The 14,091-nt window shown below is 62.5% G+C and carries 10 protein-coding genes; 9 read left to right on the forward strand and 1 reads right to left on the reverse strand.

Going from position 1 to position 14,091, the window contains the following annotated elements:
* Entirely contained in the window at window positions 1-2,211 is a 2,211-nt protein-coding gene (gene rnr, locus P0Y65_07075) for a ribonuclease R (protein WEK06009.1), read from the reverse strand.
* A gap of 164 nt (window positions 2,212-2,375) precedes the next feature.
* On the opposite strand from rnr, the gene P0Y65_07080 reads away from it, so the two are divergent.
* The 9 genes from P0Y65_07080 to P0Y65_07120 all read left to right on the forward strand — a co-directional run bounded on the left by P0Y65_07080 (window position 2,376) and on the right by P0Y65_07120 (window position 14,074).
* Window positions 2,376-3,419: a dipeptidase gene (locus P0Y65_07080; GenBank protein ID WEK06010.1), complete on the forward strand. Its 1,044-nt coding sequence runs from the start codon at window positions 2,376-2,378 to the stop codon at window positions 3,417-3,419.
* A 36-nt stretch (window positions 3,420-3,455) separates the two neighbouring features.
* A complete protein-coding gene (locus tag P0Y65_07085) occupies window positions 3,456-3,860 on the forward strand; it encodes a nuclear transport factor 2 family protein (GenBank protein ID WEK06011.1) in 405 nt (134 codons plus the stop codon).
* A 496-nt stretch (window positions 3,861-4,356) separates the two neighbouring features.
* Window positions 4,357-6,288, forward strand: coding sequence for an ABC transporter substrate-binding protein (locus tag P0Y65_07090; protein ID WEK06012.1), 1,932 nt, complete (start codon window positions 4,357-4,359; stop codon window positions 6,286-6,288).
* A gap of 79 nt (window positions 6,289-6,367) precedes the next feature.
* Entirely contained in the window at window positions 6,368-8,476 is a 2,109-nt protein-coding gene (locus P0Y65_07095) for a family 10 glycosylhydrolase (GenBank protein WEK06013.1), read from the forward strand.
* Window positions 8,477-8,498: 22 nt separating this feature from the next.
* Window positions 8,499-9,485 (forward strand): ABC transporter permease, encoded by a 987-nt coding sequence (locus P0Y65_07100; GenBank protein ID WEK06014.1) that lies wholly within the window; start codon window positions 8,499-8,501, stop codon window positions 9,483-9,485.
* Entirely contained in the window at window positions 9,485-10,660 is a 1,176-nt protein-coding gene (locus P0Y65_07105; GenBank protein ID WEK06015.1) for an ABC transporter permease, read from the forward strand. Before P0Y65_07100 ends, P0Y65_07105 begins: the two co-directional genes overlap by 1 nt.
* 4 nt (window positions 10,661-10,664) lie before the next feature.
* Window positions 10,665-12,398 carry an ABC transporter ATP-binding protein gene (locus P0Y65_07110; GenBank protein ID WEK06016.1) on the forward strand — a complete coding sequence of 578 codons (1,734 nt, stop codon included), beginning with the start codon at window positions 10,665-10,667 and terminating at the stop codon, window positions 12,396-12,398.
* An 11-nt stretch (window positions 12,399-12,409) separates the two neighbouring features.
* A complete protein-coding gene (gene hyi, locus P0Y65_07115; GenBank protein WEK06017.1) occupies window positions 12,410-13,195 on the forward strand; it encodes a hydroxypyruvate isomerase in 786 nt (261 codons plus the stop codon).
* Between the two features lie 3 nt (window positions 13,196-13,198).
* Window positions 13,199-14,074, forward strand: coding sequence for a 2-hydroxy-3-oxopropionate reductase (locus P0Y65_07120; protein ID WEK06018.1), 876 nt, complete (start codon window positions 13,199-13,201; stop codon window positions 14,072-14,074).
* Window positions 14,075-14,091: the final 17 nt, after the last annotated feature.

Consider the following 14,091-nt stretch of genomic DNA (forward strand, 5'->3'; position numbering starts at 1 on the left):
TTACCTCTTTCTCCGGCCCTTGGGACCGAAACTCCTAGATGGGCGCTTGCCCGACCGTCTGCCAGATGACGGATTGCCGCGCGTCCCTTCCGACAAGAGTTCGAAACGCAGAGCACCCGCAACTGGCGCCGCCTCAAGAAGCCGAACGGTTACGCGATCGCCCAGCGCGAAGGTCTCGCCCGTGCGATCGCCCACCATGGCCTGCTTTTCCTCGACATAGCGATAGTAGTCCTCGCCCAGGGTCGAGGCCGGGATGAAGCCATCGGCGCCAGTTTCAAGCAGGCGGACGAAGAGGCCTGAACGGGTGACGCCCGAAATGCGGCCCTCGAAACGCGCGCCGATCTTGGTGGCAAGAAATTGCGCCAGCAGGCGATCGGCGGTTTCGCGCTCGGCCAGCATGGCGCGGCGTTCGGTGGTGGAAATATGCTGGGCGATGCCGGCCAGCCGCAGGCCCTCGTTTTCGCTCAGCCCGTCATTGCCCATGCCCAGCGCCGAAACCAGCGCCCGGTGCACGATCAGATCGGCATAGCGCCGGATCGGCGAGGTGAAATGGGCATAGCGGTCGAGGTTAAGGCCAAAGTGGCCGTAGTTCTCCGCCGAATATTCCGCCTGCGCCTGGCTGCGCAGCACCATTTCCGACACCTGTTCCACATTGCCCGCCTTGCGGGCCTGGCTAAGGATGCCATTGAAGTCGGAAGCGCGGACAGAGTCGGATTTCTTGACCGAGATTTCCAGCGAGCCAAGGAAGTCGCGCAGCGCCTGCAGCTTTTCCGAACTCGGCTCGTCATGCACGCGATAGAGCAGGGGCGAGCGCTTCTGCTCGAGCGTTTCGGCCGCGGCAACGTTGGCCGCGATCATCATTTCCTCGATCAGCCGATGCGCATCGAGCCGCTCGGGAATGCGGATGTCCTTCACCAGGCCCTTATAGTCGAGAACGATCTTGCGCTCGGGCAGGTCGAGATCTAGGGGGCCACGCTTGTCGCGGGCCGACGCCATGGCGTCATAGGCGGCGTAGAGCGGCCGCAGGATCGCATCGAGGATGGGGCCGGTCTTGTCGTCAGCCTGGCCGTCGATGGCCGCCTGTGCCTGCTGATAGCTGAGCTTGGCGGCAGAACGCATCAGCACGCGATGGAAGCTGTGGCTGCGTTTCTTGCCATCAGCGCCCATGACCATGCGGACGGCCAGCGCTGCACGCGCCTCGCCTTCCTTGAGCGAACACAGTTCGTTGGAGATGCGCTCGGGCAGCATGGGGACGACGCGGTCGGGGAAATAGACCGAATTGCCGCGCAGATAGGCCTCGCGGTCCAGCGCCGTGCCCGGCTGCACATAGGCGGCGACATCGGCAATGGCGACATAGACGACATGACCGCCCGGGTTCGCCGGGTCTTCGTCGGCCTGCGCATAGACGGCGTCGTCATGGTCCTTGGCATCGAAGGGGTCGATGGTGATGAGCGGCAGATCGCGCCAGTCCTCGCGGCCCTTGAGCGTAGCTTCCTTCGCCTCTTCGGCCTCGCGCGTCACAGAGGCGGGGAAGCGGTAGGGGATTTCGAGATTATGGATGGCGATAAGGCTGACCGCGCCTTCCGACAATGGATTGCCGATGACGGCAGTCACCTTGGCGCGCGGGATCATCAGCCGGCCGGAGAGCTTGACCTCCACTTCGACCAGGTCGCCATCCTTGGCATCCAGCAGGTCGCCGAGCGGAATGCGCATTTCCTTCTGCTTGCGATCGACCGGAATGAGGCGGGCACCATCATCGTCCATGCGAACGATCCCGATCTGGCCGCGGCGCGGCTTGTCGAGGATCTTCATCGCCTTGGCGGTATAGAGCGGGACCTCGTCATCGCCGGCGTCGATACGGGCGAGGATACGATCACCCGGCGCCGGCACGACGCGGGCATCACGGCCGCTGAGCACGATGACGCGCGGCTTGTCGCCCTCTTCCTCGTTCCACTGCGCTGGATAGGCATGTAGATCATCGGGATCGGCGTCACTCGGGATATCGAGCACGGTCACATGGGGCAGGGCGGCCGTGCGGCGCAGCGCCTTGCGGGTGCGCGTGATCACGCCGTCGCCCTCAAGCTCGGCCAGCATGGCCTTGAACGGCCGCCGCATGTCGCCGCGAATGCCGAAGACTTTCGCCAGATCGCGCTTGCCCTTGATATCGCTCTGTTGGGCCAGCGCCTCGAGCAATTGTTCGCGCGTCGGCAATTCCGTGGCGCGCGGCTGGGACGGCCGGCGCGGGCCGGACGTGTTTCTTGGTTTTGTTGGTTTTTTGGTTGTCATGTTGATCGATATGTAGGGGAACAGCCGCGGTTTGCCAAATCTGCCTCAAAGAGGCTGATATTGGCCTCACAACTGAAAGCGATTCCCTGATGACCATTCCCTTCTTCGACGGCCACAACGACACCCTGCTGCGCCTGCTGGATGCGCCGGCCGTCGACAAGGAGAAACTGTTTGTCGAGGGCGATGGCACGGGCCATATCGACCTGCCGCGCGCCAAGGCCTCCGGCATGGCGGGTGGCTTCTTCGCCATGTTCCCGCCGCCGCTGAAGAGCAATCTTGCCGCCGTGTCCGGCAGTCCAAGCCTCAGCCCCAACCTGCCGCCCGAACTGGCCATAGCGGACGCCTTGGCCTCCACCAATGGCATGGCCTCCATCATGTTCCGGCTGGAGCGCCAGGGCGCGCTGGCCGTCTGCACGAGCGCAGCGGATATCCGGGCGGCCATGCAGCAGCAAAAGCTCGCCGCGATCTTCCATATCGAGGGTGCCGAAGCCATCGACACTGATTTCCGCTCGCTCGACGTGCTCTATGCCGCCGGCCTGCGCTCGATCGGCATCACCTGGAGCCGCGCCAATGCCTTCGGTACCGGCGTGCCCTTCCGCCACAATGTCGACCCTGATATCGGCCCCGGCCTCAGCGATGCCGGCAAGGAACTGGTCCGTGCCTGCAACCAGCTGGGCGTAATGATTGATCTCAGCCATCTCAACGCCGCCGGTTTCCGCGATGTCGCGGCGATCAGCAGCGATCCGCTGGTGGCAACCCATTCCAACGTCCATGCGATCTGTCCGCATGCCCGTAATCTTACCGACTGGCAGCTGTCGGCAATCCGTGAAAGCAAAGGCATGGTGGGGCTCAATTTTGCCACCGGATTTCTGCGGCCGGACGGGCAGTTCAAGGCAGATACCGAGCTGGAACTGATGGTTCGCCACCTGGACGCGCTGGTCGAAGCTCTGGGCGAGGACGGCGTCGCGCTGGGCAGTGATTTCGACGGAGCGCAGGTCCCTGCCGTCATTGGTGACGTCACCGGCGTTCCAAAATTGTTGCAGGCCCTGCTCGACAGGGGTTATGGCGAAGAGCTCGTGCGCAAGATCGCGCTTGAGAATTGGCTGGCCATGGTGGAGCGAACCATCGGCTAGCGTCTGGTTTCACCGGCATGGAGTAAGGGACGCAAAATGCCATCGCGCGAGAGTTTCCCGGATTTCCTCAAGCGCCGCGCCAAGGCGTCCGAGGACTTCCTGAACGGCGACTTTGCGGCCATGCTGGCCATGACATCGCAAGAAGATCCGTCAACCTTCTTCCCGCGTTCCGGAATTGCGGTGTCCGGGGCGCAGAGGGTCAATGATGTGCATCGACAGACAGCGCGCGAATTCGTGCCTGGCGGCAGTGCGCAAGTCGAAATCCTCCAGTCGGGCAGCGATGTGGAAATGGGGTTCTGGGCGGGCATTGTCCGAGCCCAGGCCGTGTTGAAAGGCCAGAGCGCACCGGTATCCGTCAACCTGCGGATTACCGAAGTGTTCCGGCGAAACGAGCAGGGTTGGAAGCTGGTCCACCGCCACGCGGACGAATTCAAAGCCTGAGACGGTGCTATCGGCACGGCCATCCGAGACGGCCATTAGAACTGGTTTGCCGGAGGCGGAACGATACGGGCGTTGATCAGCGCTGCAGGGTTCCAGGCGCCCGGTCGCGGACGCATAGCGCACCTTAGTAGTTGCCATGCTGCCTGTTGAACCCGCGACATGAGCAGCCGGAGGCAAAAAGCGCTGACATCTGACCAGATTCATAGCGCGTCACTGGGGCATAAAATCAGACAGCGCTTGACGAATAGTACAAGTCAAAATTGTCCGTCGAAGCGCGTGTCGGTTTAAATACTTGTCTATAAAGGTAAAATTCCAGACCGCTGAGTTTTCTGGACAACCATGCGCGTGATCAGCACGGTTAAAATAACAACATTGACAAGATTGGTACAGGCGCTAACCTGCCTGGACAAGCGCTGGTCGACCGCCTTGAGGAGGGTAGCAGACCAACGGTAGTGGCGGTTGGTATGCCGCGTCACGTCGCTTCGGAGGAAAGTCGATGAACGGGATTAGCAGAAGAGCTTTCATGGCTGCATCGGCAGCCCTTACCGGAGCGGTGATGTTGCCGCGCTGGAGCATGGCGCAGGAGACGCCGGAATCGGCCTTCCTGCAGGCTGAGGTCGATGCCGGCAACCTGCCGCCGGTGGCCGAGCGCCTGCCGGCCAATCCGCTGGTCATCACCCCGCTCGAACAGCCCGGCACGCAGGGCGGTGACTGGCGCCACGCCCTCGTGGGCGGCGGCTCGCTCTCCATGCTGGTACGCTACCAGGGCTACGAGCCGTTGGTGCGCTTTGATCCAGAGTGGAGCGGCATCATCGAGAACACCGCCGAAAGCTACGAGATCAACGCCGACGCCACCGAATACACCATCAAGCTGCGTGAAGGCCACAAGTGGTCTGACGGCCAGCCCTATACAACGGCTGATATCCAGTTCTGGTATGACGCCTATTTTACCGACGAGGAAACCAACCTTGGCGCCCAGACCTTCCTCGAAGTGGAGGGCGTCAAGGGTGAGTTGGAGGTGATCGACGAGACCACCTTCAAGCTCAAGTTTGGCGGCCCCAATGGCTTCCTACTGCAGCAACTGGCCTGGGCGCAGAACGACCAACTGACCCGCACGCCCAAGCATTACCTCGAAAAATTCCATATCCGTTACAATCCGGATGCCGATACCCTAGCCAAGGAACAGGGCATGGAAAGCTGGATTGCCCTGTTCCAGCGCGAGATCGGCTTCCAGGACGACAATACATTCTTCCAGAACGCCAATCGCCCGACGCTCAACGCCTGGGTGTTCACCACCGGCGCACCGGGCCAGAACACCGAACAGGCGATTGCCACCCGCAATCCCTATTATTTCAAGGTCGATACTGCCGGCACCCAGCTGCCCTACTTTGACCGCGTCGTCTATCAGATGGTTGCCGATCCCGAGGTCCTGCTGCTCAAGACCCTGCAGGGCGAGATCGACATGATGGACCAGTATATTGCGACGCCCGCCAACCGGCCGACCCTCTATGACGGCATGACCACGGGCAACTACGCTTTCTATACGCTGCGCGAGACGGCGGCCAATGTCATGGCCTTCCAGCTCAACCTCAACCATGTCGACGAAACCAAGCGGGCGCTGTTCAACCAGATCGAGTTCCGCCAAGCGCTGTCGCTGGCCGTCGACCGGCAGGCGCTGATCGATGCGGTGTTCATCGGGCAGGGCGTGCCGGCGCAACCGTCCATCATTGAGACCGATCCGCTCTACAACGAGCAACTGGCCAAGCAGTTTACCGAGTTCGATCCCGATACTGCCAACACCATGCTCGATGCCATTGCGCCCGACCGTGACGGCGACGGCTATCGCCTCGATGCCGAAGGGCGGCGCATTGCCATCATCTTCGAGATTGACCAGACCCGCACGACATTCCTCGACATCTTCCAGCTGGCCATTCCGATGTTCCAGGCGGTGGGCATCGACGTGCAGATGCGCACCATGGATCGTTCGCTTTGGGAAGAACGCGTACGGCGCGGGCGTGAATATGACGCCACAGCGCACCAGTTCGGCGCCAATTCCGGCATAGCCGCCATGCTCGATGCGCGCTTCTACGTACCCACAAACAGCAACTGCTTCTACGCCCCGGGCTGGTCGCTCTATTACAACCAGCCCGACAACCCGGCCGCCATCGAGCCGCCAGAGCCGGTCAAGGCGCAGCAGGAGCTCTATCGCGATCTTGCCGGCACGGCCGACCCGGCCCGGCAGAACGAGATCATGGCGGAGATCCTGCAGAATGCAGCCGATCTGTTCTTTACCTTCGGCGTCAGCTGGCCAGCCGACGGCTACGGCATCGTCAAGAACGAGATGGTCAATGTGATGGACCTGATGCCAAACTCGTTTGGCTGGCCCACGCCCGGACCCGCACGACCCGAGCAGTTCTTCAAGGCCTAGGGCCTGCCTCGACTATCCAGAGTCACAGACGCCGACCGCATGGCCGGCGTCCCAGTAAACTCATGCCGAGATTGCCATCATGCTGCACACCGACCTCAAGCGCTCCGACAACCTGCGGACCCCCGACTGGTACAAGTCCGCGACCCGATGGACCCAGCTGACGCTGGTGGATGACGACCCGATCCGCTTCGATCCCGACTTCTGGATCGACGTGTTCAAGCGCACCCATTCCAATGCGACCTGTCTCAGCGCTGGCGGCTACATGGCCTTCTATCCCAGCAAGATCGAACACCACTATGTCAGCAAGTTCCTCGGCGACACCGACCCATTCGGACGGCTGGTGGATGGCGCCCGCGAGCTCGGCATGCATGTCATGGCCCGCGTCGATCCCCATGCAATCCACCAGGATGCCGCCGACGCCCATCCCGAATGGGTGATGGTCGACAAGGACGGCAACAAGGTGCGCCACTGGGCCTTTCCTGACGTCTGGGTCACCTGCGCCTATTCGGACTACAACTTCAAGTTCATGCCCGAGGTGCTGCGCGAGATCACCACCAACTACGATATCGACGCCATTTTCGCCAATCGCTGGCAGGGCCACGGCATCTGCTATTGCGATAGCTGCAAGACCAATTTCAGAGCAGCATCCGGCCTCGACATTCCGGTGACGCGCAGCTTGGATGATCCGCCCTGGATGGCGTGGAATGACTGGCGCCGGCAATTGCTGACCCGCCTCGTCGTCGAATGGGATGCGGTGATGAAGGCGATCAAGCCGCATTCGAGCTTCATTCCCAACATGGGCGGCGTTTCGCTGATGGACTTCGACATGGAGGTCATCAAGAAGTACTGCCCCTTCCTCTGCGTCGATGACCAGGGCCGGCGCGGCACTGAGCCGGTCTGGATGTCCGGCCGCAATGGCAAGCGCATGCGCGCGACTTTTCCCGACCGCCCCTCCATCCTGATTACCTCCATCGGTCCCGAAGAGGTCTATCGCTGGAAGGACAGCGTGACGCTCGGGCCCGAGATCGAGGCCTGGACCAATAGCGGTACGGCACAGGGCATGCTGCCCTGGTTTACCAAGTTCAACGGCGTTGTCCCCGACCAGCGCTGGGTCCAGCCGGTGATCGACAGCTTCACCCTGCAGGAAAAGCTAGAACCGCTCTCCAGCTCGACCACGCCGCATGCCGAGATCGCCATCCTCGATCCGGCCACCACGCTGCGCCACCAGGACATGTGGAGCCGCAAGGAAGCGGAAAACCACGAGCTGGGCTTTTATCATGCCCTGGTCGAGGCGCGACTGCCCTTCGAACTGGTGTCCGACGCCATGATGACGCCGGAACGCCTTGATGCCTTCAAGGTGTTGATCCTCTGCAACTCCACCTGTCTCTCCGACGAACAGGCCAAGATGCTGAAGGCCTATGTCGCCCGCGGTGGTTCGCTGGTCGTTGCGTATGAAACCGGCACCAGGCAGGCCGACAATGCGCCGCGAAAAACGCCGGTTCTGGCTGACCTGCTTGGCTACTCCGTCACCGTTCCGGCCCGTGGTCCTGTCAACAACACCTATGTCTCGATCAGCGGTGATCACCCGATCAACCGCGGTTTCGACGGCGCCGCGCGCATCATCGGTGGCACCCATGTCATCGGCGTCGAGGCCGTGGCCGACGCCGAGCAGCCCTTCCTCTTCGTGCCGGACTTCCCCGACCTGCCGATGGAAGAAGTCTATCCACGCCAGGACCCGCAAGGTGCCGCCATCATCGCGCGCCAGCACCAGGGCGGCGGCCGCACGGTCTATATTCCCTGGAACATCGGCGCCACCTTCTGGCAGGTTCTGGCCGGCGACCACGGCAAGCTGATCGGCAATTGCGTGCATTGGGCGCTGGGCAAGCGTTCTGATGTCGAAATCGAGGGCAGGGGTGTCGTTGATCTCGGCCTGCGCCAGGGTCTCGACAGCACGGTGTTGCTGATCAACAACCTGACCAATCCGATGATGATGAAGGGACCGATCCGCGAGGTCTATCCGATTGGCCCGCTCACCGTTTCCATCGCCATGCCGCAGGGCCGCACCGTTGATCAGGTCCGCCTGGGCTCAACCGGCGAACGTATCGAGCACCAGATCGCCGAGGGCCGCGTGCGCGTGACGCTGGGCGAGCTGGCGACCCTTGACGCAATCCAGGTCGACTGGAGCTGACCGGCCGATAGGAGGCAAAGCGATGCCGCAATATATTCTCAAGCGCATCCTCTACATGATCCCGACGCTGTTCGGCCTGTCCCTGATCGCCTTCATGATCATCCAGCTGCCGCCCGGCGACTATGTCACCTCGATGATCTCGTCGATGCAGGACTCCGGAGCCAATGTCGATCCGCGCCAGGTCGAGCGCCTGCGCGAGATCTATGGCTTCAACGATCCGATCTGGCTGCAATATCTCAAGTGGATCGGCGGCATCCTGTTCCGCGGCGACTTCGGCTATTCCTTTGAATGGAACCGCCCGGTTTCCGAGCTGATCTGGGAGCGCATGGGCTCGACCCTGGCCATCTCGCTGGCCTCGCTGCTGTTCGTCTGGGCCGTGGCCTTGCCGATTGGAATCTACTCGGCGGTGCGCCGGCACTCGATCGGCGACTATGTCTTCACCTTCATCGGCTTCATCGGCCTTGCCGTGCCCAACTTCATCCTGGCGCTGACGCTGATGTATATGAGCTATCGCTATTTCGGGCAGAGCGTGGGCGGGCTGTTCTCGCCGCAATATGTCGATGCAGCCTGGAGCTGGGGCAAGTTCGTCGACCTGCTGCAGCACCTGTGGATCCCGATCATCGTCATCGGTACCTCCGGCACGGCAGCGATGATCCGCGTGCTGCGCGCCAATCTCAGCGACGAATTGCGCAAGCCCTATGTGATCACCGCCAAGGCCAAGGGCCTGCCCGAGCACAAGGTGGTGCTGAAGTATCCTGTGCGCATCGCCCTCAATCCCTTCGTCTCGGCAATCGGCTGGGTGCTGCCCGAACTGGTCTCTGGCGTCACCATCACTGCCATCGTGCTCAATCTGCCAACGGCTGGGCCGCTGCTGCTGCGCGCCCTGATCAGCCAGGACATGTATCTGGCCGGCAGCTTCATTCTCCTCATGGGCGTGCTCACCCTTGTCGGCATGCTGGTCTCGGACCTGCTGCTCGCCCTCCTTGATCCTCGAATCCGGTTCACCTGATGACAGTCCATACGTTCATTGACGGCGTTCCCGAAACCGGGCCCTCCGTCACCTCGCTCAAGCCCACCCATGACAGCGGCAAGGCCGCCGTTGCCGGCCAGTGGACGCTGATCTGGTACAAGTTCGTCCGCAACAAGCTGGCATTGGTCTCGGGCTGCGTGATCATCGTCATGGCGCTGATCGGCGTCTTCGCCGAATTCCTGGCGCCGGCGCTGCCCGACACCTCCAAGCCGCAGTTCACCAATGCACCGCCCCAACAGTTGCGCTTCTTCGTCACCAATGAGGACGGCTCCACCAGCTTCCAGCTCCATGTCACCGGCTATACGATGGAAGTCGACCAGGCCTCGCTGCGCCGCACCTATGTGCCCGATGAAAGTGTCGTTGTGCCGGTGGGCTTTTTCGTCAAGGGCCCGGCCTACAAGATGTGGGGCTTCATCCCTGCCGACCGCCACCTGCTCGGGCCGCTGAAATCCACCGACACGATGTATCTGCTTGGCACCGACCGGCTGGGCCGCGACCTGATGAGCCGGCTGATCTATGGCACGCGCATTTCCATGTCGATCGGCCTGATCGGTGTCGTCATCAGCCTCTGCCTCGGTGTCACCCTGGGTTCGCTGGCCGGCTTTTATGGTGGCGTCGTTGATACCGTCATCGCCCGCATCATCGAGGTGATTTCCTCGATGCCCACCATTCCGCTCTGGCTGGGCCTGGCGGCGGCCATCCCACTGACCTGGTCACCGTTGACAGTCTATTTCGTCATCACCCTCATCGTCTCGCTGTTTGGCTGGACCGGACTGGCCCGAGAGGTGCGCGGACGCTTCTTTGCCCTGCGCGGCGAGGATTTCGTTACCGCCGCCAAGCTCGACGGCTCCAGCGAACGCCGCGTCATCTTCCGCCACATCCTGCCATCGCTGACCAGCCATATCCTGGCCGTGGTGACCCTCGCACTGCCGACGATGATCGTTGCGGAAACCGCGCTGAGCTTTCTCGGCATCGGCCTCAAGGCACCCATCGTATCCTGGGGCGTGCTGCTGCAGGAAGCCCAGAACGTGCGCACCATCGCCAACGCGCCCTGGCAGCTCGTCTGGCCCGCCGGCGCGGTGGTGATCACCGTGCTTGCCTACAACTTCCTCGGGGACGGCATGCGCGACGCCGCTGATCCCTATGAAAGCTGACCTGATGACCAAACCCGGCCCCGAAGTCACCGGCCAGACCCCTGCGGACGACGTAGTTCTCAGCGTTGAAAATCTGAGCCTTGATTTCAAGCTGCGCACCGAAGTGCTGCACGCGGCGCGCAACATCAGCTTCAAGCTGCGCCGTGGCAAGACGCTGTGCCTCGTCGGCGAAAGCGGCTCCGGCAAGAGTGTCACCGCCCGTGCCCTGATGCGCATCATCGACAGCAATGGCGTCATCGCCAATGGCCGCATCCTGCTTGATGACGCCAGGGGCGCCATCGACATCGCCCAGCTCGACGAGCGCAGCAAGGCGCTGCTCTCTATTCGCGGTGGCCGCATTGGTCTGATCTTCCAGGAACCGATGAGCTCGCTCTCGCCGGTGCACACCATCGGTTCGCAGATCATCGAAGCGCTGCGCCTGCATCGCAAGATGAACAAGGCCGAGGCGCGAGCAGAAACCATCGAACTGCTGCGCCAGGTCGAAATCCCCAATCCCGACAAGATGATCGACCGTTATGCCTTCGAGTTTTCCGGCGGCATGCGCCAGCGCGCCATGATCGCCATGGCTCTTGCGGCAAATCCGGAAATCCTCATCGCCGACGAGCCGACCACGGCGCTCGACGTCACCACCCAGGCCGAGATCCTCGACCTGGTCAAGCGCCTGCAGGTCAGCCGCGGCATGGCCATGCTGCTGATCACCCATGACATGGGCATCGTGGCCGAGGTCGCCGATGAGGTGGCGGTGATGCACTATGGGCAGATCGTCGAATTCGGCAGCGTCGACGACATTTTCCACGATCCCAAGCACAACTATACGCAGCGCCTGCTCAATGCCACCGTCAAGCTCGAGCAGAACCGCCGCTCGGTGCAGCGCGACGTCGTAGTCCCTGAGGCGTCGAAAGTAATCCTTTCGGCCCGCAATCTCAGCAAGGTGTATGGCGCCTCGACCGCCTGGTTCGGTGGCAACAGCTATGCCATCAAGGCGGTGGATGACGTCAGCTTTGACCTCCATGCCGGGGAAAACCTCGGTATCGTCGGCGAAAGCGGCTCCGGCAAGACCACCGTCGGCCGCATGCTGCTCCGCATCATCGAGCCAACCTCCGGCACCGTCACGTTCGATGGCGAGAACGGCCCGCTGGACGTTACCAGCCTTTCCAAGCGGGAACTGCGCGACTTCCATCGCCAGGTGCGGCTGGTGTTCCAGGACCCTTTCGCGTCACTCAATCCGCGCATGACCGTGCGCGACATCGTCGGCGACCCGCTCAAGGTCACCCGGCACATGTCGGGCAAGGCGCTCGACGAGCGGGTCTGCGAGTTGCTGACCCTCGTGGGCCTCGATCCATCGACGCGTGAACGCTATCCGCACGCCTTTTCGGGCGGCCAGCGCCAGCGCATCGGCATCGCCCGCTCGCTCGCCCTCGACCCCAAGGTGATCATTGCCGACGAGGCCACGGCCGCGCTCGACGTCTCGATCCGCTCGCAGGTGCTCGACCTGCTGCTCGATATCCAGAAGCGGCTGGGCCTCAGCTTTGTCTTCATCTCGCACGACATTTCCGTGGTCCGCTATTTCTGCGACCGCGTCGGTGTCATGCATCGCGGCAAACTGGTCGAAATCGGTCCCACCGAAGCGATCTGCACCACGCCCCAACAGGCCTATACCCAGAGCCTGATCTCGGCTGTCCCCAACCCCGATCCCCGCAACAAGCGCATGCTGCACCGCACGCGTTTCAAGGATTGAAGGATTATCCCTTGCCCAAGTTTGCTGCCAATCTCTCGTTTCTCTACCAGGACCAGCCGTTTCTCGACCGCTTCGCCCAGGCGGCCGAGGACGGGTTCGGAGCGGTGGAATATGTTTCGCCCTATGAGTTCGACAAGACCGAAGTCGCCAGTGCGCTCAAGCTCGCCGGCATTGCCCAGGCGCTGTTCAATCTCCCGCCCGGCAATTGGGGCGCCGGCGAGCGCGGCATCGGCTGCCTGCCCAATCGCGTGGAGGAATTCCGCCGCGGCGTCGATACCGCCATCGACTATGCCAGAGCGCTCGACTGCAAGACCGTCAATTGCCTTGCTGGCCTCGCGCCGGCCGGGGCCGATGCCGAAACGCTCGACCGGACGCTGATCGACAATCTCAACTATGCCGCGCCGCGCCTCGCCGATGCCGGCATTGCCCTCGTCATCGAACCGATCAACCGGCGGGACATGCCAACCTTCCACCTTGCCACGACCGATCACGCCGAACGGATCATGGCCGGGGTCAGCTCCGACAATCTCAAGATCCAGTATGATTTCTACCATATGCAGATCATGCAGGGCGACCTCGTGCCGACCTTCGAGCGCCTGCAGGATCGCATTGGCCACGTGCAGATCGCCGACAATCCCGGCCGCAACGAGCCGGGCACCGGCGAGATCAACTATCCCTATATTTTCTCCGCTCTCGATCGGCTGGGTTACACCGGCTGGGTGGGTTGCGAATACAAACCCAGCGCCGGCACTTCCGAAGGCCTCGGCTGGATGAACCCTTACCGCAAGGAGCGCTAGGCCATGAAAATAGGCTTTATCGGACTGGGCGTCATGGGACGCCCCATGGCAGGCCACTTGATCGCCGCCGGCCACGACGTCACCATCAACCGGGTCAAGCCGGTGTCGCAGCATCTGGTGGACCAGGGCGGCAAAGCCGCCGCCACCGCCCGGGAGGCGGTTACGGATGCCGAGGTGGTCATCCTCATGCTTCCCGACACGCCCGATGTCGACGACATGCTGTTTGGCAAGGACGGTATTGCCGAGGCGCTGGCGCCGGGCGCCTTGGTCATCGACATGAGCTCCATCTCCCCAGTGGCCACCAAGCGCTTTGCCGAACAGGTCAGGGCAGGGGGCGGCGACTATCTCGATGCGCCCGTGTCGGGCGGCGAGGTCGGCGCCAAGAATGCCGCGCTGACCATCATGGTCGGTGGCAGCGAGGCAGCGTTCGACCGTGCCATGCCGCTGTTCCAGCTGATGGGCAAGAACATCAACCGCGTCGGCGAAGTGGGCGATGGCCAGACGGCCAAGGTCGCCAACCAGATCATCGTCGGCCTCACCATCGAGGCAGTGGCCGAGGCGCTGCTGTTTGCCAAAAAGGCCGGTGCCGATCCGATGAAGGTGCGCGAGGCGCTGATGGGTGGCTTTGCCGCCTCCCGCATTCTCGAAGTGCATGGCGACCGCATGAACAAGCGGACCTTTGATCCCGGCTTCCGCATCAAGCTGCATCGCAAGGACCTGGCGCTGGCGCTCGATGCCGCGCGCAGCCTCGAACTGGCCCTGCCCAATACCGCCGCCACGGCACAGCTGATGTCGGCCGCCATGGCTCAGGGCGATGGCGACAAGGACCATTCGGGCCTGATCCGCACGCTCGAAACCCTGTCAGCCGCCAGCGGCTGACCGTCTCAAACTGCCGT

It is taken from the genome of Candidatus Devosia phytovorans, from assembly GCA_029202405.1.
Taxonomy (GTDB): Bacteria; Pseudomonadota; Alphaproteobacteria; order Rhizobiales; family Devosiaceae; genus Devosia; species Devosia phytovorans.

Coding starts and splice junctions, on each gene's coding strand:
- P0Y65_07095 (WEK06013.1), top strand. CDS start 6,368: ATGCTGCACACCGACCTCAAGCGCTCCGACAACCTGCGGACCCCCGAC.
- P0Y65_07090 (WEK06012.1), top strand. CDS start 4,357: ATGAACGGGATTAGCAGAAGAGCTTTCATGGCTGCATCGGCAGCCCTT.
- P0Y65_07085 (WEK06011.1), top strand. CDS start 3,456: ATGCCATCGCGCGAGAGTTTCCCGGATTTCCTCAAGCGCCGCGCCAAG.
- P0Y65_07105 (WEK06015.1), top strand. CDS start 9,485: ATGACAGTCCATACGTTCATTGACGGCGTTCCCGAAACCGGGCCCTCC.
- P0Y65_07120 (WEK06018.1), top strand. CDS start 13,199: ATGAAAATAGGCTTTATCGGACTGGGCGTCATGGGACGCCCCATGGCA.
- P0Y65_07110 (WEK06016.1), top strand. CDS start 10,665: ATGACCAAACCCGGCCCCGAAGTCACCGGCCAGACCCCTGCGGACGAC.
- P0Y65_07080 (WEK06010.1), top strand. CDS start 2,376: ATGACCATTCCCTTCTTCGACGGCCACAACGACACCCTGCTGCGCCTG.
- P0Y65_07100 (WEK06014.1), top strand. CDS start 8,499: ATGCCGCAATATATTCTCAAGCGCATCCTCTACATGATCCCGACGCTG.